At 69.4% G+C, this 17,278-nt stretch carries 17 protein-coding genes; 5 read left to right on the top strand and 12 right to left on the bottom strand.

All coding sequences use genetic code 11. The annotated features are described in order from the left end of the window. Nucleotides 1-19 precede the first annotated feature (19 nt). From DS837_RS05855 to DS837_RS05795, 12 genes are all read right to left on the bottom strand, one after another. Entirely contained in the window at nucleotides 20-1,162 is a 1,143-nt protein-coding gene (locus tag DS837_RS05855) for a THUMP domain-containing class I SAM-dependent RNA methyltransferase (protein ID WP_149163855.1), read from the bottom strand. A gap of 42 nt (nucleotides 1,163-1,204) precedes the next feature. Next, on the bottom strand, nucleotides 1,205-1,882 hold the full coding sequence (locus DS837_RS05850) for a GDSL-type esterase/lipase family protein (protein WP_149163854.1): 678 nt from the start codon (nucleotides 1,880-1,882) through the stop codon (nucleotides 1,205-1,207). Next, nucleotides 1,879-3,090, bottom strand: coding sequence for a hypothetical protein (locus DS837_RS05845; protein WP_149163853.1), 1,212 nt, complete (start codon nucleotides 3,088-3,090; stop codon nucleotides 1,879-1,881). Before DS837_RS05845 ends, DS837_RS05850 begins: the two co-directional genes overlap by 4 nt. Before the next feature lie 120 nt (nucleotides 3,091-3,210). Next, on the bottom strand, nucleotides 3,211-4,251 hold the full coding sequence (locus DS837_RS05840) for an SIS domain-containing protein (RefSeq protein WP_149163852.1): 1,041 nt from the start codon (nucleotides 4,249-4,251) through the stop codon (nucleotides 3,211-3,213). A gap of 65 nt (nucleotides 4,252-4,316) precedes the next feature. Further along, a complete protein-coding gene (locus DS837_RS05835) occupies nucleotides 4,317-5,516 on the bottom strand; it encodes a lipid II:glycine glycyltransferase FemX (RefSeq protein ID WP_149163851.1) in 1,200 nt (399 codons plus the stop codon). A gap of 70 nt (nucleotides 5,517-5,586) precedes the next feature. Next, entirely contained in the window at nucleotides 5,587-6,762 is a 1,176-nt protein-coding gene (locus tag DS837_RS05830; protein WP_149163850.1) for an acyltransferase family protein, read from the bottom strand. Nucleotides 6,763-7,144: 382 nt separating this feature from the next. Beyond that, complete coding sequence (gene phbB / locus DS837_RS05820) at nucleotides 7,145-7,885, bottom strand: beta-ketoacyl-ACP reductase (RefSeq protein WP_149163848.1); 741 nt, start codon at nucleotides 7,883-7,885, stop codon at nucleotides 7,145-7,147. A gap of 291 nt (nucleotides 7,886-8,176) precedes the next feature. After that, nucleotides 8,177-8,743, bottom strand: coding sequence for a hypothetical protein (locus tag DS837_RS05815; RefSeq protein ID WP_149163847.1), 567 nt, complete (start codon nucleotides 8,741-8,743; stop codon nucleotides 8,177-8,179). A 70-nt stretch (nucleotides 8,744-8,813) separates the two neighbouring features. Further along, a complete protein-coding gene (locus DS837_RS05810; protein WP_149163846.1) occupies nucleotides 8,814-9,665 on the bottom strand; it encodes a hypothetical protein in 852 nt (283 codons plus the stop codon). Nucleotides 9,666-9,740: 75 nt separating this feature from the next. Continuing rightward, nucleotides 9,741-10,211: a hypothetical protein gene (locus tag DS837_RS05805; protein ID WP_149163845.1), complete on the bottom strand. Its 471-nt coding sequence runs from the start codon at nucleotides 10,209-10,211 to the stop codon at nucleotides 9,741-9,743. A 132-nt stretch (nucleotides 10,212-10,343) separates the two neighbouring features. Continuing rightward, nucleotides 10,344-11,201, bottom strand: a complete 858-nt coding sequence (locus DS837_RS05800; RefSeq protein WP_149163844.1) for a ParB/RepB/Spo0J family partition protein — start codon at nucleotides 11,199-11,201, stop codon at nucleotides 10,344-10,346. After that, nucleotides 11,191-12,216, bottom strand: a complete 1,026-nt coding sequence (locus DS837_RS05795; RefSeq protein ID WP_149163843.1) for an AAA family ATPase — start codon at nucleotides 12,214-12,216, stop codon at nucleotides 11,191-11,193. The genes DS837_RS05800 and DS837_RS05795 overlap by 11 nt, the downstream gene beginning before the upstream one ends. Nucleotides 12,217-12,432: 216 nt before the next feature. Here DS837_RS05795 and DS837_RS05790 point away from each other — a divergent pair, with 216 nt between their 5' ends. From DS837_RS05790 to DS837_RS05770, 5 genes are all read left to right on the top strand, one after another. Further along, nucleotides 12,433-13,068: a class I SAM-dependent methyltransferase gene (locus DS837_RS05790; RefSeq protein ID WP_149163842.1), complete on the top strand. Its 636-nt coding sequence runs from the start codon at nucleotides 12,433-12,435 to the stop codon at nucleotides 13,066-13,068. 134 nt (nucleotides 13,069-13,202) lie between these two features. Then, nucleotides 13,203-14,441 carry an ABC transporter substrate-binding protein gene (locus DS837_RS05785; RefSeq protein WP_247889791.1) on the top strand — a complete coding sequence of 413 codons (1,239 nt, stop codon included), beginning with the start codon at nucleotides 13,203-13,205 and terminating at the stop codon, nucleotides 14,439-14,441. Beyond that, nucleotides 14,438-15,340, top strand: a complete 903-nt coding sequence (locus DS837_RS05780; RefSeq protein WP_425599234.1) for a carbohydrate ABC transporter permease — start codon at nucleotides 14,438-14,440, stop codon at nucleotides 15,338-15,340. Before DS837_RS05785 ends, DS837_RS05780 begins: the two co-directional genes overlap by 4 nt. Nucleotides 15,341-15,344: 4 nt before the next feature. Then, entirely contained in the window at nucleotides 15,345-16,166 is an 822-nt protein-coding gene (locus DS837_RS05775) for a carbohydrate ABC transporter permease (RefSeq protein ID WP_149163840.1), read from the top strand. Nucleotides 16,167-16,170: 4 nt separating this feature from the next. Beyond that, nucleotides 16,171-17,247 carry an ABC transporter ATP-binding protein gene (locus DS837_RS05770; RefSeq protein ID WP_149163839.1) on the top strand — a complete coding sequence of 359 codons (1,077 nt, stop codon included), beginning with the start codon at nucleotides 16,171-16,173 and terminating at the stop codon, nucleotides 17,245-17,247. Nucleotides 17,248-17,278 lie beyond the last annotated feature (31 nt).

Below are 17,278 nucleotides of genomic sequence, written 5' to 3'. Positions count from 1 at the left end.
AAATGGGTCTGGAGCAGGGTCAGGGAAGGGCGGCGGTGCTGTGCAGCGTCACGCGCAGACCGCCGTGCGACACCGACGGGCCGGACGGCTGGAAGGGCAGGCCGGTCGCCTGGGCCAGCGACGCCTCGTTGGTGACGAGGCCGACCCGCCAGCCGGAAAAGCGCGACAGCAACGTCTGCCCCAGCGCGCCGTAGAGGGCGAACAGCGGCTTCTTCTCGCCGATCCGCGCGCCGTAGGGCGGGTTGACGATGACGAGGCCCGGCGGCCCTTCCGGCGGCATCAGGTCGCTGACCGCGTGCTTCTGGAAGTCCGTCAAAGCGGCGACGCCCGCGCGCTCGGCGTTGGCGCGGCTCATGGCGATGGCCCCGCCGTCGCGGTCGCTGCCGTAGAAGCGGACGGCGGGCGCGGCGCCTGTGCCGCCCGTGGAGCGCATCGCCTGCCACGCCGCCTCGTCGAAGGCGGTGAGCTGTTCGAAGGCGAAGCGGCGGGTGCGTCCGGGGTGCAGGCCGGCGGCGATCTCCGCCGCTTCGATGACGAAAGTGCCGGACCCGCACATCGGGTCGACCACCGGCTCCGTCCCGTCGTAGCCGCAATGGTGCAGGAACAGGGCGGCCAGCGTCTCGCGCAGCGGGGCCTTGTGGATCTCCTCCTTGTGGCCGCGCTTGTGCAGGGACTCGCCCGACGTGTCGACGCTGATGGTGCACAGGTCGTCGTCGATGCGGGCCTTGATGGAGACCTCCGCCTCGGCGGAGATCGGCGCGCCCAGCTCCTCGGTGATGGCACGCTCGATGCGCTGGGCGGTCGCCCCGGCGTGGTAGATGCGCGAGCCCTTGCAGGACGCCTCGACGCGGACCGGCACGTCGGGGCGCAGGAACTCCGCCCAGGGCACCCGGCGCGCCCGCTTGTCGAGCTGGGCGAGGTGGAAGGCGCGGAAGGAAGCGACGCGGGCCAGCACGCGGGTCGCCCCACGGAGTTCCAGGTTCGCCCGCCAGACCTCCGGCCAGCCGCCGCGGACGGTGACGCCGCCCTTGATGGCGGTGGCGTCGCGGAAGCCCTTGGCCTTCACCTCCGCGCAGAGCACGGATTCCAGCCCCGGCGCGGTGACGATGAAGATCTCGAAATCGGTGCCGGTACGGTCGGCGGCGGCGGTGTCGCTGGTCATGACCCCTAGATATCCCGAAGCCCCGCCGTCTTCGACATCTTTCTAGCAACCGGTCTTGCCGACGACGGCGGTCAGCCGCTCATAGCCCGCGCGGGTCAGATGCACCGGGTCCTTGTAGAGCGGGCAGGCGCCCTCCGCCGGGCAGGCGTCGCGCATCGGGGTGTTGGCGTCAATCACGCGCAGGCCGGGACCGGCGAGGGCGGTCAGTCGTCGGTTCACGTCCATGATGCGCTCGGCAAAAGCGGCGTTGCCGTCGCGCCGCGGCAGCAGGGTGAGCAGCGTGACGCAGGCGCCGGGCGCGGACCGTTTCACATCAGCGGCGATGGTCCCGATGGTGCCGGCGATTTCCGCGGCGGAGCGGTCCGGCAGGTCGTTCGTTCCGATCAGGACCAGCGCAGACCTGAGCCCCATGCCCGGCCCGAAGGCCTGCCGCACCCGCCACAGCAGGTTTCCCGTGGTGTCGCCCCCGGCCCCGAAATTCATCGGCTCCGCGTCGAACAGCCGGCGGGCGAGGTCGGGCGGCCAGCCGGCGATCAGGGAGTCCCCGAGCAGCATCGCCTTCGGATCCTGCCGCCGCAGCGTCTCCATGCGCTTGACCAGCCAGTCCGGGTAGGGCGGCTGCGTGCGCGGCCCGACAGACGTTTCGCCGTGCGCCGGGACGGCCAGGAACGCCAGCAGTGTGGCGACCCCGGCCCATCCCGCTTTGATGATCCGACTCACGCCGCCTTCGCCGGAAGGGCGACGGCCGGCACCTGCTCCGGATGCAAGGCGGGCGGCGAGAGGTCCAGCACGGCGCGCTCCCCCTCGGCCAGCGGGCGCACGGCGTTCACGGTCAGCGAGACGGTCAGCGCTCCCTTCGCGGCGGGGGCGTCCAGCACGAGGTCGGTGGCCCGGCCGGGATGCACCTCGAACCGCTCCTCGGCCAGCGTCGCGCCGTCCTCCGCGGCGATGGCGACCGCGACGCGGAGCGGGACGGAATCCCGCAGGGGGCAGCGCAGGGTGGCGCCGAGATGGAAGGGGCCGGGCGCGTGCACCCCCGTCCAGCGCAGCGTGGTGCCGGGCCGCTCCGGATCGGGGCCGTGCAGACGGAACAGGCCCTCGTAAGGGCGGCACCAGCTGTTGCCGTTCAGCAGGCGGGCGGTTCCGGCGCGCAGGTCGCCCGTGAGGGGCTTGCTCATGTCCTGATCGGCGCCGAAGGGGAAGCGGAGCTGAACCAGCGCGTCCGGCGTGCCGATGCGCAGGGCGGCGTGGCGCTGCTCCCAGTCGTGGCAGGGGAACAGGCGCAGCGCGCCCTGGACGATGGCGAACCACGCCGCGGCGTCGATGTCGTCCGCCTGATGATAGGGGGCGAAGCGGGTGACGTAGCCGCGCATCAGGCCGGGCCGCTGCCAGTCCACACGGCCGATGCGGGCGGGATCGTCCGTTGCCTGGACCTCCAGCAGGGCGAAGTCGTCATGGCCCGCCAGGGCGGCCAGCGCCTCGTACAGCCCGTCGATGGTGGCGGGGGCGATGCCGGGGTTCGACTTCACGACGAAGATCACCCCGCCCAGCGCCGCCCGCGCGGTGAACTTGGCCTGGAGATACTGGATCTTGCGCGTCTCCCGGCGGTGCAGGGCGCGCCGTGTCGCCTCGTCGTCGCGGAAGGCCAAGCGCCCGCCGGTCATGTCGGACTTCATGTCGCTGTGCCAGCCGATGCCATAGGCGGAATCCAGCACCATGCCGGTGCGCAGCGGCGACAAATTCTCGAACCGGTACATGCCCTCGAAATTGGCGCGCAGTTTGGTCAGAAGCTGGTCGGGCTTCATGGAGGCCCAGCGGAACAGGCTTCCCGCCTCGCAGGACAACCGGCGCAGGACGAAGCCGAATTCGCAATTGTCGCCCAGACTTTCGAACCGCAGAAGGTCGTCCGCGCCGATGCTGATGGTCATGCTGTTGTCCCGTTTCGCTGCCAAGCCGTGGTTTCGGCAAGCCTAGCGCGAGCCGGTCGGGACGCGTCAACGGACGGTGGCGATGGCGCCGAAAAGATCACCGCGAATTCGAGGTAATTCCTAAACCGTCCGGGTGACCTTGCGCAGATGGCGGGGCCGGTCGGGGTCGAAGCCGCGCGCCACCGCGAGCCGGGCCATGAAGGGGTAGAAGGCCTGGATTGCCGCGATGGGGTCCAGCACCGGGTGCAGCGGGGGTGGCAGGGGCAAAGGCGTGTCGGCCAGGGCGAGCGCCCGCTCCACGGCGGATGCGACCAGCAGATGGGCGCCGGCCCGCTTCAGCGCACGGGCGGTGTCCAGCACGCCGTCCAGAGTCGCGTCCCGCACCGCCACGACCAGCACGGGAAAGCCCGGCTCGACCAGCGCCATGGGGCCGTGCATCACCTCCGCCGCGCTGAAGGGTTCGGCATGGGCGGCGGCGGTCTCCTTGAACTTCAGCGCCATTTCCTGGGCGATGGGATAGCTGCGGCCCCGCGCGACGATCAGCAGGCTGGACACGGATTCCAGCACCGGCAGCGCCGCCGACCAGTCCGCCGCGCCGGCCCGCTCCAGCCCTTGGGGCAGCCGTGGAAGGGCATCGAGAAGCGCGCGGTCATCCGTCCAGACGGCGGTCAACCGGGCGACGGCGGCGAGGCTGGCGACGAAGCTCTTGGTCGCGGCGACGCTCAGTTCCGGCCCGGCGTGCAGGGGCAGGGGGTGGGCGACCCGCTCCGCCAGCGGTGAAGCCTCCGCGTTGACCAGCGCCGCCGTCAGGGCACCGCCGGCCCGCGCCGCGTCCGCGACGCGCAGCAGGTCGGGGCTCTGGCCCGATTGGGAGATGGCCAGGACGAAGGCGTTCTTCACCCGCAGATCGGCGCCGTAGGCCGTGACGACCGACGGCGCCGCCGAGGCGGTGACCAGACCCAGCGCCGTCTCGAACAGGTAGCGGGCGTAACCGGCGGCGTGATCGCTGCTGCCCCGCGCGATGGTCATCGCGAAGGGCGGCGGCACGGACCGCAGCCGGGCGGCGAGGGCCGCCACCGCTTCGGCATCGGAGTCCAGCAGGCGCCGCACCGCTGCCGGGGCGGCTGCGGCTTCCTGCATCATCAGGGGAGTGCTGGTCATGGGTCGGCCTCCGTTCCAGGCCGATCATAACACGGTCTTCCGGCCAACCTCACGCCGGGCAAATCTCAGGCGGGGCCGGTCGGGGCCTTCGCCAGAACGGCGGCGTCGGAGGCATCCATCTCCTCCGCCGGGACGGGTTCGGCTTGGCGCGGTTTCCAGTTGCGCAACCGGCTCACCATCGCGCCGGCCTGGGTCTTCCAGCGGTCGGCCTGGGCGCGCATCGATTCGCCGCCCTGGACCAGCAGGCGGCTGGGCAGCGGGCCGGGCGTCTCGAAGGTGCCGATGTGAAGCGTCTCGACCGGATGCTTGCCGGCGAGACCGCGCTTGAACTGATAGACGCCGGGGTTGGTCTGGGCGTTCACCCCGTGCAGGTCGTAGCGCAGCCCGCCGTTCGCCTTGATCCACAGCATCGCCCGCCATTGCAGCAGGTAAGCGGCATTGACCCGCAGCCCGGCCTCCAGCGTGGCGGAGTTCTGCATCTGCCCGGTGGTGCCGAACAGCGACACGACCACCCCGGCCACCGGCCGCCCCTCGTGCATGGCGAGGAAGGCGCGCATCTTTTGGCGCGGCGGCAGCGCCTCGTTGATGCGGGTGAAGGTGCGGCTGTCGTAGGCTTTGAAGCCCTTGCGGCGCTGCGTCTCGACGAAGATGTCGTCGATGGTTTCCAGCAGTTCGGTGTGGGAGCCTTCGACGACCTCGATCCCCATCCGCTCGGCCTTGTTCAACCCGCGGCGCCAGTGGTGGGACACATTGGAGCGCAGACCCGGCTCGTCCGGCGTCAGGTCGGTGATGAAGGTGCGGTAGGGGGCTTTCTCCTCCCGGAACTGCATTCCCAGCGAGGCCAGGGCCGCCGTCACCGTCTCCCCGTCCGCCTGGGAGACATGGGGCAGCAGGCGCAGCAGCAGGCCGCGCCGGTCGGTGTATTCCGCCTTCAGCGCGTGCAGCGCGGTCATCAGGGCGGCGTGGTCCGGTCCCTGGCCGCGCGGGTGCCACATCGGCCCCCACATGACCAGGGCCAGGCCGCCGATGCCCGGGACGCGGCGCAGCAGCACCTGCACCGCGGCCACCGGGCGCCCGTCGCGCCGCACGACGAGGTGGCTCAACTCCCGCCCGGCGTGGGCGATGCGGCCATAATCCCAGGTCTGGAAGATGTTGGCGTCGTCGAAGCCATCGAGAATGGCGTACCAGCCGCTGCGGTCGACCCGGTCGATCTCGATGGAGGACGCGGGGCACAGGACATCGCCACCAAGCGCGTCGGTGTACATTCAGGTTTCTCCCCTGGAATTCACGGCGATCGTTTCTTGTGGAAGCGTTTGGTAACGGTTGGGCGTTTGGTCACACGGTTCCGCCGGAGCGGTAGAAGGTGCTGAAGGCGGGGCGGGCCGAGAAGGCGGCCTGCGGGATGTCGAGCAGACGGCGCAGCCGGTCGCGCACCGCCGGTTCCAGGACCGCGGCGACCAGCAGGGCCACGGCGATGGACAGCGCGCCGCCCGTCACCGCACCGACCATCGAGGAAGCCCCGGCCTGCATCGCCAACGCCTTGGCCGAACCGCCCACCACCTCGTGCAGCAGGTAGAGCGGATAGGTGGCGAGCCCGACCAGACGCAGCAGCGACAGGGTGGATTGCGGCAGCGTGGCGATCTCCGTCCGCCAGCGCACCGAGGCGACGATGGCGAGAAGCGACGCGCCCCAGATCATCAGCGGGTTCATCCACAGATCGGCGAGGTTCAGCGGGACGGGCGAGCGATCCACGAACTCCACCGACCGGGCGGTGATCTCCAGCGGCGCGGCGATCAGGGCCAGCAGGGCGGCGGCCGTGCCCGTCCGGGTCAGCTTGCCGCGCGACCACAGCCATAGGAAGATGCCCAGCGCGAAGAACACGCCGTGGCGCAGCAGCGTCATGTTCAGCATGCCGTACTCGAATTCCAGGAACGGCAGGCTGACGACGCCGAAGACGTGCAGGCTGTAGACGCCGAGATAGGCCGAACTGGCGGCGGTCAGCGCCAGGGCGAACTGGGGCAGCCGGTGGAAATTCCCGCTGAACAGCAGCAGGAAGACCGCGGCGTAGAAGGCGATCTCCACCGGCAGCGTCCAGTAGGCCGAGGCGATGTAGGGGCCGGCGGGCGCCAGCGTGAAGGAGGCGATGAAGCGCCGCACCAGATCCGGGTCGGGACCGGGCATCAGCACAAGGGCGACGAGGCACAGGATGGAGCAGACCCAGGCCGCCGGATAGAGGCGCAACAGACGCGACCGGATGAAGGCGATCGGGCTGGCGTTGTTGGCCGAATTGGCGATGACGAAGCCCGACACCACGAAGAAGACCTGCACCCCGGCCCAGCCCGACCACATCACGTCGGCGACCGCCGGGTCGCGCCAAGTCAGGTGAAAGCCGGTGACCAGCAAAGCCGCGGCGAAGCGGACCATGTCGATCCCGTAGACGTAATCGGCCCCGGACCTGTGACGGGCAGTCCCGTCTCCCGGCAGAGTTTGCTTGATCGGCGATTCAGGCACGATTCCTCCCTTCCCGCATGGAAGATTCCCATGTGCGGGTGCTCGACGTCTGTTGATTCCGGAAGACGGGCGTGGTGCGGCCTCAGGACGCAACTTGCGTGCTGCTGGGGAGCATACTCGCTGGTGGGCGCGGATACAGAGGCCCGAACGGATTCAACAGGAAATCTGCGGGAGTATACTGTTCAGATGACCGGCCGTTACCGAAGCCATGACGCAAAGGGGAGGTGCGCGGCGCGAACGGTCCACCCGATCCCGGGCGTTTTACTTTGAAGGGATGCTCCGAAGAGCGAAAGGCACACGGCCCGTCCCCGGTCAGGCCGGGAACGGGCCGTGTGCTTGCCGGCTGGGCGAATTGCCGCCAGCGTCTAGCGCTGCCAGTGGTTTACTGGTAGTTCAGGCCGCCGTTGATGTTCAGGGTCGAGCCGGTGACGTAGCCGGCGATCTCCGAGGCGAGGTAGGACACCGCGCCGCCGATCTCGTCCGGACGGCCCAGGCGCTTCATCGGAACGCTGTCGGTGATGGCCTGGCGGATGTCCTCACGGATGGCCATGACCATGTCGGTGCCGATGTAGCCCGGCGCGATGGCGTTGACGGTGACGCCCTTGGTCGCCAGCTCGGCGGCCAGCGCCTTGGTGAAGCCGATCACGCCGGCCTTGGCGGCGGAGTAGTTGGTCTGGCCGGCCTGGCCCTTCACGCCGTTCACCGAAGAGATGTTGATGATGCGGCCCCAGCCGCGCTCGGCCATCTTCGGCGACACCTGCTGGGTGACGTTGAACAGGCTGCTCAGGTTGGTGGCGATGACCGCATCCCACTGGGCCTTGTCCATCTTGGCGAAGAACTTGTCGCGGGTGATGCCGGCGTTGTTCACCAGGATGTCCACCGGACCCAGGTCGGCCTCGATCTTGGCGACCATCGCCTTGCAGCTTTCGAAGTCGGAAACGTCGCCTTCTGCCACGTAGAACTTGAAGCCGAGGGCTTCCTGCTGGCCCAGCCAGGCGGCGGCCGGTTCGAAGTTCGGCAGGCAGTTCGCCGCCACGATGTAACCGTCCTTGGCCAGGGCCTGGCAGATGGCGGTGCCGAGACCGCCCATGGCACCGGTGACGAGCGCGATCTTCTGAGACATTACAATCGCTCCAGTAATAGAAACGGCCAGCTCCTGGTGAGGCAAGCCCGCTGGTGAACCGCAGAAGCAAAGGGGTTGCTTCTTGTTACGGATGCTGTCGTGCCGATGGTCCTTATGGGGGAGCCATCAACCGCGGCGGCAGGCATAACATAGAACAAGTCCAGCTCCGGGCCAATGCGCTGCAACATCGCAGATGCGAGCGGGTGCGATTTTTCACAGGGATGTCAATAAGAAATGACTTTTCAGAGCCCTACTGCACCGCACCAAGTGGTGTGACCAATCGGATTCGGCTCAAATCCGCAGGATTCGCTCACCGGCCTTGAGCGCCAGCGGGAACAGCTTGGGCGCCACCGCCCCGAGAAGCCAGGGCCGCATCTTCGCCAGAGCAGCCGGCGCGGCCAGCAGCACGAGCGTCGCGCCGCTGTGCGCCCATTGGCCGGCGGTCATCCGTTCGAACCCGTTCCAAAGCAGGACGGCGCCGCTGCACAGCCCGGCGACGGCGGTGACGGCCTCCCCCAGCGCCTGGAGGGCGTCGATTCCCCACAGCGGGTTCGTCGTGGTGACCCGCCCCACCAGCCGGCGCAACTGCGCGGTCAGGCGCGCCGCGGATGCGGCGTCGAACCGCCCGCTTTCGACTTCGGCGCGGGGCAGGGCGACCAGGACGTCGCCATCGGGCTGGATCGAGACGCGGACCGGGATGGTGCGCAGGACGCTGCCGTTTCCGGGTGATGGCGCGGCCACCGGCACGCGCAGGCCGATCGTCCGCCCGCCCTGGGCGAAGAATTGAAGGGCGAGCGCAATGCCATGCCCGCGACGCGGGATCAGGCCGGCCTTGCCCCGGCGCAAACGCCCGACCATCTCGGCCAGGGCGTCGCGCCGCCAGACGAAGCCATGCGGAAGGTCGCTGAGGAAGCGTCGGCGCAGCGGGCTACCCCGTGTCTCCCACCAGGGTGTTCACGGCTTTCCCGGCGAACCGCCCCAACGCGTCGATCAGGAAGCTCCAATAACGGAAGGAGACGTCCACCGCGTCCTTGTGGACGCCGATCATGACACTGCTCCCGGCGTTGTCGCGGCCCTTCAGCAGGCGGGTGACCACGTCGCCGTCGATCTGGATCGTCGACTGCATGACCACCAGTTCGGTCCCGACGTCCCACGCCTTGCGGATGGTCACGACGTCCGCCGTCTTCAGCGTCGGCATGCGACGGACCTCCTCGTCGATGCCGCGCAGATAGCTGACGGTGTCCAGCCCGCGCCGCCGCAGCACGTCGTTGATCTGGTCGGAGTTGCGCTGGATGCGCATCAGGATCGGCGGCGCGTCCCGGTCGATCATCGCGGCGGCGGACACCACGTCGGCGGTGGCGCCGGGCTGCCGGGCGGCGTCGAGGGTGCGGTCGGTCATCTCGCGCAGCCAGCTCGCCACCTCGCGCAGATCGTCGAAGACCTTCATCGTGGTGCCGCGCGCGGGGTCGTTGCCCGGCAGATCTCGGCTGAAGAAGAACGGGTCGTAGCGGTCGGGCTGGGCGGCCTGGGACGGCGGGACGAAGGGCGCCAGCCCCCAATGGAAGGTTTCCGATACCCGGCCGGCCCAGGGGGCGAGGATCGCCGTCTCCCGATTGCCGAAGGTGTCCAACTGCTCGCACAGGAAAACATAATATTCCTGCGCCAGATCGATCAGGGCGTCTCCCGCCAGCGGCATCTTCTCCGCCGAGATGCCGGTCTTCAGCACGGTGTTGATTTCGAGCGCGAGAAGGTTGCGCGCCAGATCGACGAACTGGGACATCGGCCACCTTGCTGGGTTGGGGGAGGGCGTCGGGGAGGCGGCGGTGCGGCGACGTCCCGCCGTCCAGGAGGCGGGTCAGCCGGTGCGGCCGGAGATCTGGACGGCCAGATCGCGGATCGCCTTCAGGTTGGTGCTGACGATGTCGCTGCTCTTGGTCACCTGGGCGAGATGGAATTCGGTCAGGCTGTGGTAGGCGGTGTTGGTCGCGAAATCGCGGCTGATCAGGTTCTCGATGTCGCCGGTGACCAGATTGACCTGGGTCTGGAACGCCTCGATGGTCGTGCCAGCCTTTGGACGGCAGGTGAAGCCGACCTGATTGGGATCGTCCTGGACCACGTCGATGTCGGCGATCGCGGTCACCACTGTCAGCGTGACCAGCCGGTCCAGCTTGTCCGCGATGGTGTTCAGCAGGGAGTTCGCCTTGCCCTGCTCGTTCTGGATGACGGCAGCGCCGCTCGGCGGCGGCGCGGACGGAGCCGCGGGCGCCTGGACGGCCGGCAGTTGGGCGGTGGAGGCGGTCGGGTTGGCGACGGCGGTATCGGACATGGCTGCACCCTTCTGGGGACGGATGGCGGAACGCCGCCAAGCATCGCGCAAGAGTCGAATTCTGTCCAATGACCGCTATCGGCGCGGAGTTGTGATAATAATTTTCCCGCTCAGGTGATTTTTTCCCTGCCCTCACTCGCGCAGCAGTGCGTCGATGGCGTCGCGCAGGTCGCGCAGCTCCCGCCGCTGGTCCTCGGCCAGCGCATGGCCAGACGCGCGCAGGCTATGGATCTTATCCACGTTGCTGCGTAGAGCCCGCAAAGCGGGCGCCGCGGACGGGGTGGTCGGGAGAGCCGCCCTGCGCTCCTGCTTGGCGTTGCGCACGTCCTTGACGGTCAGGCCGTCGCCGGCCCGCTTCCACAGCGCGAGTTGGATCGCCTCGTCGGGCAGCTCGGCCAGCTCCATGAGGAGGGAGACGGAGACGGCGGTCCGGTCCGGAGCCTCCTCCAGGATGCGGGCGGGCAGGCGCAGGATGCCCAGCAGGCGGGCCACATACTCCTGCGACTTGCCGATCAGGACGGCGGCCTGCTCCTGCGTCAGCCCCTTGTCGCCGATCAGCTTGGCGAGCGTCAGGGCAAGGTCGATGGGGTGCAGATCGACGCGCTGGGCGTTCTCGATCAGGGCCAGCGCCTGAACGTCGTCGGTGTCGATGACCAGCGCCGGGATGGTCTCCCGCTCCAGCGCGCGGAAGGCCCAGTAGCGCCGCTCCCCCGCCACGATCTGGAAGTGGTCGGGGGCGACCTCCCGCACGTTGATCGGCTGCAGCAATCCCCGCTCGCCGATGGAGGCGGCCAGCGCTGCGATGTCGGCCGCGCGGGCGTTGCGCCGCGGCTGGTCGGGGTTGGGCTCCACCTGATCCAGCGGGATTTCGCGGTGGCGCATCTTGCCGGACAGCCCGAACAGGGCGGCGTTGCTGCCCCCGCCGCTGCCGGTGCGGCTGAGCGCCCGCTTGAACAGGCCGGCGTTCGAGGTGTCGAGCTTACGCGCCATGGCGCATATCCTCCCCGGCGAGGGCCAGCAGGGCGTCCGTGATCTCGCGGAAGCTCTCCGCGCCCGCGGAGTTCGGGTTGTAGGCGAGGCCGGGGCGCCCGGCCATCACGCTCTTGGAATAGTCGGCGGCCCGCTTGACCGGGGAGAAGAGGTGGAGTTGCTCCGCCGCGGCGAGCTCCCGCAGCTCCTTCATCACCGTCTCGTCCTGGAGGCGGCGCGGGCTGTACATGGTCGGCAGGATGCCGAGGATCTGCAGGCGCGGGTTTACCAGCTCGCGTACGCCGGCGATGGTCTCGAACAGCTGCGGGATGCCCATCATCGACAGCATCTCCGTCTGGGTCGGAATCAGCAGCTGGTCGGCGGCGTTCAGGACCGAGACGGTCAGCTCGCCCAGATGCGGCGGGCAGTCCAGCACCACGAAGTCGTACTGACCGGCGAGCTGGGCGATCTTGGCGCGCAGGATCAGCGTGCCGTTGGGCTGGCGCAGCAGCTCCCGGTCGGTCGCCGCCAGCGAGATGGAGGAGGGCAGCAGGTCGAACGCCCCGTCGCAGACCGGGGTCATGAATTCCCGCATCGGCCGGCTGGCCTTCAGCGCGTGGGTCAGGGTCGCCTTGGCCAGCTCCCGCTCGTGCGGGTCGACGCCCAGATGAACGGTGGCGTTGGCCTGCGGGTCGCAGTCGATCAGCAAAACGCGCCGCCCCGATTGGGCGAGCAGCCACGCGACGTTGACGCAGGTGGTCGTCTTGGCGACCCCGCCCTTCTGGTTGGCGGCGCAGAACACCACCGGGGCCGCCCGCACCGCCGCGGCGGGGATGCCCACCGGCTCCGTCACGGTCTTCAGGGCGCCCGCGACGATCTGCGGAATCCGCTCCGCCCCGGTTTCCCAGCGGGAGATCTTGGCGCGGTCGTAGCGCCGGTTCAGCCGTTCGTTCAGCCAGCCGACCAGGGCCTGCTGGTTCATGCCGCGCTGTTCGCGGTAGCGGCGCAGCTCCTCGCCGCTCATCTCGTGGGCCACGGGGGCATCCCTTATTTGGGGTGATCGCGCGGGCACCATGAGTCATGTTGATGGTGGTGTCAACATCCGTGCCGCACATGTGATGACCATGCGAAGCGGAGACGGAAGTGCGGCTCGCTGTGGAACAAGGAGGGCGCGCTGCGGCTTTCCTGTGGTGCGAAAGGCCGCTATGGTCGCGGCCGAAAATCCTGCGCCAGGAATCGTGAGGGAAACCCAATGGACGCCGACTCCATCCGCGCCGCCTACCGGCGCTACGCGCGCTTCTACGACCCCGTCTTCGGAAACCTGCTGGCGTCCGGCCGGCACGCCGCCGTGAAGTGGATCAACCGGCGGGGCGGTCTGCGCGTTCTGGAGGTGGGCGTGGGCACGGGCATCTCCCTGTCCGACTACCGCAAGGACAACCGCGTGGTCGGCATCGACCTGTCCTCCGAGATGCTGCGCGTCGCCCAGGACCGGGTGGACCGCGAGCGGCTGGAGAATGTGGAGGGGCTGCTGGAGATGGACGCCGGCACGCTGGCCTTCGCCGACGGCAGCTTCGACCTCGTCGTCGCCATGTATGTGATGACGGTGGTCCCCGACCCGCAGGGCACGATGAACGAGCTGGAGCGCGTCTGCCGTCCCGGCGGCGACATCCTGATCGTCAACCACTTCGCCGCCGACAAGCCGGGCATCCGCCGCTCGGTGGAGAACTGGATGGCGCCCTTCTCCAAGAAGCTGGGCTGGCGGCCCGACTTCACGCTGGACACGCTGATGTCCGGCTCCCGCCTGAAGGTGGAGGAGCTGCAGACCGTTCCGCCCTTCGGCCTGTTCAGCCTGCTGCACTGCCGTCGCGAGGCCGCCACCCCCGCCTGACGGGCCGGGGCATAAGCGTCAGGGAACTCGACCGCGGCCATTGCAGTTTCCCTTCCGGACCCGGATCGACCGGGAATGGAAGGGGCTCCATGGCGCGGCGATGGGCGCGGCGGTGCGCGTTGCTCTTGGCGGGGATGCTGACGGCCGTCTCGGCGCTCCCCGCCGCCGGGGCGACGGTGACGCTGGCCTGCAGCGGGCTCGGCATCAGCTTCGACCTGTGCCGCGATGGCGCCCAGGAGTGGGCGCGGCGCAGCGGCAACGAGGTCCGCTTCGTTTCCCCGCCCAAGGGGGCGAGCGAGCAGCTGGCGCTCTATCAGCAGCTTCTCGCCGCCGGGTCGCCGGACATCGACGTGTTCCAGATCGACGTGGTCTGGCCGGGCATCCTCGGCAACTACTTCATCGACCTGAAGGACCGCGCCGGGGCGGACACCGTCCGCCGCCATCTTCCGGCGATGGTCGAGGCCGCGACGGTCAAGGGCCGGCTGGTCGCGATGCCCTGGTTCGCCGACGCCGGGGTCCTTTATGTCCGCAAGGATCTGCTGGAGGCCCACGGGCGCCCGGTGCCGCAGACCTGGGAGGAGCTTCGGGACACCGCCGCCCTGATCCAGCGGGCGAAACGCGCCGCCGGGCACGACCGGATGTGGGGTTATGTCTGGCAGGGCCGCGCCTACGAGGGGCTGACCGTCAACGCGCTGGAATGGATCGCCAGCCGCAACGGCGGCACCATCGTCGCCCCCGACGGCGCCATCACCATCGACAACCCACGCGCCGCCGAGGCTCTGGCCATGGCCCGCGGCTGGGTCGGCTCGATCAGCCCGCCCGGAGTCCTCAATTACATGGAGGAGGAGGCGCGCGGCGTCTTCCAGTCCGGCAACGCCGTCTTCATGCGCAACTGGCCCTACGCTTGGACGCTGGTCAACGCGGCCGACAGCGCGGTCGGCGGCAAGGTTGCTGTGGTGCCGCTGCCCAAGGGCGGGCCGGGCGGGCGCCACACGTCCACGCTGGGCGGGCAGATGCTGGCGGTCAGCAAATTCTCCGCCCATGCGGACGAAGCCGCGGACCTGGCGCTGTATCTGACCGGCCTGGACGAGCAGAAGCGGCGGGCCATCCACGGCGCGTCAAACCCGACCATCCCGGCCCTCTACGAGGACGCGGAGGTGCTGGCCGCCAACCCCTTCTTCGCGGCGCTGGCCGAGTCCATCGCCAACGCGGTCAACCGGCCGGCCCAGGCGACCGGGATGCGCTACAATCAGGTGTCGGCGGAGTTCTACGCCAACGTCCACGAGGTTCTGACCGGACGGCAGGACGCCAAGGCGATGCTGCCGGACCTCAAGGAGGCTCTGGTCCGCATCAGCCGGGGAGGGCGCTGGTGAGCGGTCTTCCGCACTCCAGCCTGGAGCGGCAGAGGCGCCGGGCGGCGTGGCTGTTCCTGCTGCCGATGCTGGTCGTGCTGGCGGGGGTGGCCGGCTGGCCCTTGTTCCGCACGGTCTTCTTCTCCTTCACCGACGCGACGCTCGCCACGCTGGACGGCTTCCAGGGGGTGGGGCTGGACAATTACCTGTGGCTGGTGCGCGACCCCGTCTGGTGGCGGGCGGTGTGGAACACGCTGGTCTTCACCGTCGTGTCGGTGGGGATCGAGACGGTGCTGGGGCTGGGAATCGCGCTGATCCTGAACGCGCATCTGCCGGGGCGCGGGCTGCTGCGCGCCGCCGTCCTGATCCCCTGGGCGATCCCCACCGTGGTGTCGGCCCAGATGTGGGGGTGGATGTTCCACGACCTCTACGGCGTGGTGAACGCGATCCTGATGGGACTGGGGCTGATCGCCGAGCCGAAGGCCTGGACCGCCGATCCCGATCTGGCGCTGCCGGTGGTGATCGCGGTCGATGTCTGGAAGTCCACGCCCTTCATGGCGCTGCTGATCCTGGCCGCCCTCCAGATGCTGCCGCGCGACCTCTACGAAGCGGCGCGGGTGGACGGGGTGCATCCGGTGAAGGTGTTCTTCCGCATCACGCTGCCGTTGATCCGTCCGGCGCTGATGGTGGCGGTGCTGTTCCGCACGCTGGACGCGCTGCGCGTGTTCGACTTGATGTATGTGCTGACCGGCAACAGCCGGTCGACCATGTCGATGTCGGTCTACGCCCGGCAATATCTGATCGACTTCCAGGACGTGGGCTACGGCTCCGCCGCAGCGACGGTTCTGGTTCTGGTGCTGGCGGTGGCGACGGTGCTGGCGGTGACGCTCGGCCGCGTCCGCGTCGATGCGGGGAGGTGAGGGGATGGGCCTGAAACGCACCGCCTTTGCTCTCGTGGTCCTGGGAATCGTCGTCTGGGCGGTGTTTCCCTTCGCCTGGGCCATCGTCACCTCGCTGAAGGCGGGCAGCGCGCTGTTCACGGTGGAGGCATGGCCCTCGCAGCCCTCGCTGGCGAACTACGCGGCGATCTTCAAGGAGCAGCCCTTCGGGCGGAACATCCTGAACTCCCTGTTGGCCGCTTCGGCGGTGGTGGCGCTGTCGCTTGGGCTGGCGGTGCTGGCCGCCTACGCGCTGGGGCGGGTGCGCTTCCGCGGGCGGGGGCTGCTGCTGTTCGTGGTGCTGGGCGTGTCGATGTTCCCGCAGGTCGCCGTGCTGTCGGGCCTGTTCGAGCTGGTGCGCTGGCTCGGCCTCTACAACCGGATCGGCTCGCTGGTGCTGTCCTACCTGATCTTCACGCTGCCTTTCACCGTCTGGGTGCTGACCACCTTCATGCGCGAGCTGCCGAAGGAGCTGGAGGAGGCCGCCATGGTGGACGGCGCCGGCCCCTTCGTGATCGTGACGCGGGTGTTCCTACCGCTGATGGGGCCGGCGCTGGCGGCGACCGGGCTGCTCGCCTTCATCGCCGCCTGGAACGAGTTCCTGTTCGCCCTGACCTTCACCCTGACCGACGACGCGCGCACCGTGCCGGTGGCGATCGCGCTGATGTCGGGGGCCAGCCAGTACGAGCTGCCCTGGGGCCGGATCATGGCGGCGTCGGTGGTGGTGACGGTGCCGCTGATCGGGCTGGTGCTGCTGTTCCAGCGGCGGATCGTCTCCGGCCTGACCGCCGGCGCTGTGAAGGGGTAGGGCGATGGCGGGCGTCACGCTGCGCGGGGTGCGCAAGAGCTTCGGGCGGATCGAGGTCATCCACGGCGTCGATCTTGAGGTCGCGGACGGCGAGTTCGTCGCCTTCGTCGGGCCGTCAGGCTGCGGCAAGTCCACGCTGCTGCGCCTGATCGCCGGGCTGGAGGAGCCGAGCGCCGGGGACCTGTTCATCGGCGGGCAGCGGGTGAACGACCGGCCGCCGGCGGCGCGCGGCATCGCCATGGTCTTCCAGTCCTATGCGCTCTACCCGCACATGACGGCCTACGACAACATGGCCTTTGGCCTGACGCTGTCGCGGACCGACAAGGGGACCATCGCGGAGCGGGTGCGCGCCGCCGCGCGTCTTCTTCAGATCGAGGACCTGCTCGATCGCAAGCCGCGCGACCTGTCGGGCGGGCAGCGCCAGCGAGTCGCCATCGGGAGGGCCATCGTGCGCGAGCCGCAGATCTTCCTGTTCGACGAGCCGCTGTCCAACCTCGACGCCGGCTTGCGCGTCCAGATGCGTCTGGAGATCGCCAAGCTGAAGGCGGACCTGCGCGCCACCATGATCTACGTGACCCACGATCAGGTGGAAGCGATGACGCTGGCCGACCGCATCGTCGTGCTGAACGCCGGGCGGGTGGAGCAGGCCGGCACGCCGCTGGAACTGTACCACCGTCCGCGCAACCGCTTCGTCGCCGGCTTCATCGGCTCGCCGGCCATGAATTTCCTGGATGTGGTGTCGGAGGGATGGACGGACGGGGCGGTGCGGGTGTGGCTGCCCGGCGGCGTGCCGCTGGATGTCGCCGCCGACGGCGCAGCACCGCGAGCGGGCACACCCCTGACGCTCGGCGTCCGGCCGGAGCATGTGGGGCTGGCCGATGGCGGGGCCGGGCTGCTCGCCACCATCCTGGCGGTGGAGCGGCTGGGCGGCGAGACGCATTGCCACGCCGCGCTGGAGGATGGGCAGCGACTCCTGGTCCGCCTCGACGGCGACCGGCCGGTGGCGGCAGGCGAGCGCTTGCGCTTGAACCTGCGGGGCGAAACCGCGCATCTCTTCGGTCCCGACGGGCAGAGGCTCTGATCATAGGGGCAAATCGCGCCGTTTCGCTTTC

This window comes from Azospirillum brasilense (assembly GCF_008365405.1).
GTDB lineage: Bacteria > Pseudomonadota > Alphaproteobacteria > Azospirillales > Azospirillaceae > Azospirillum > Azospirillum brasilense_D.
The sequence above is the reverse complement of the archived record's forward strand: the minus strand, read 5'-3'. Positions and strand labels throughout refer to the sequence as shown.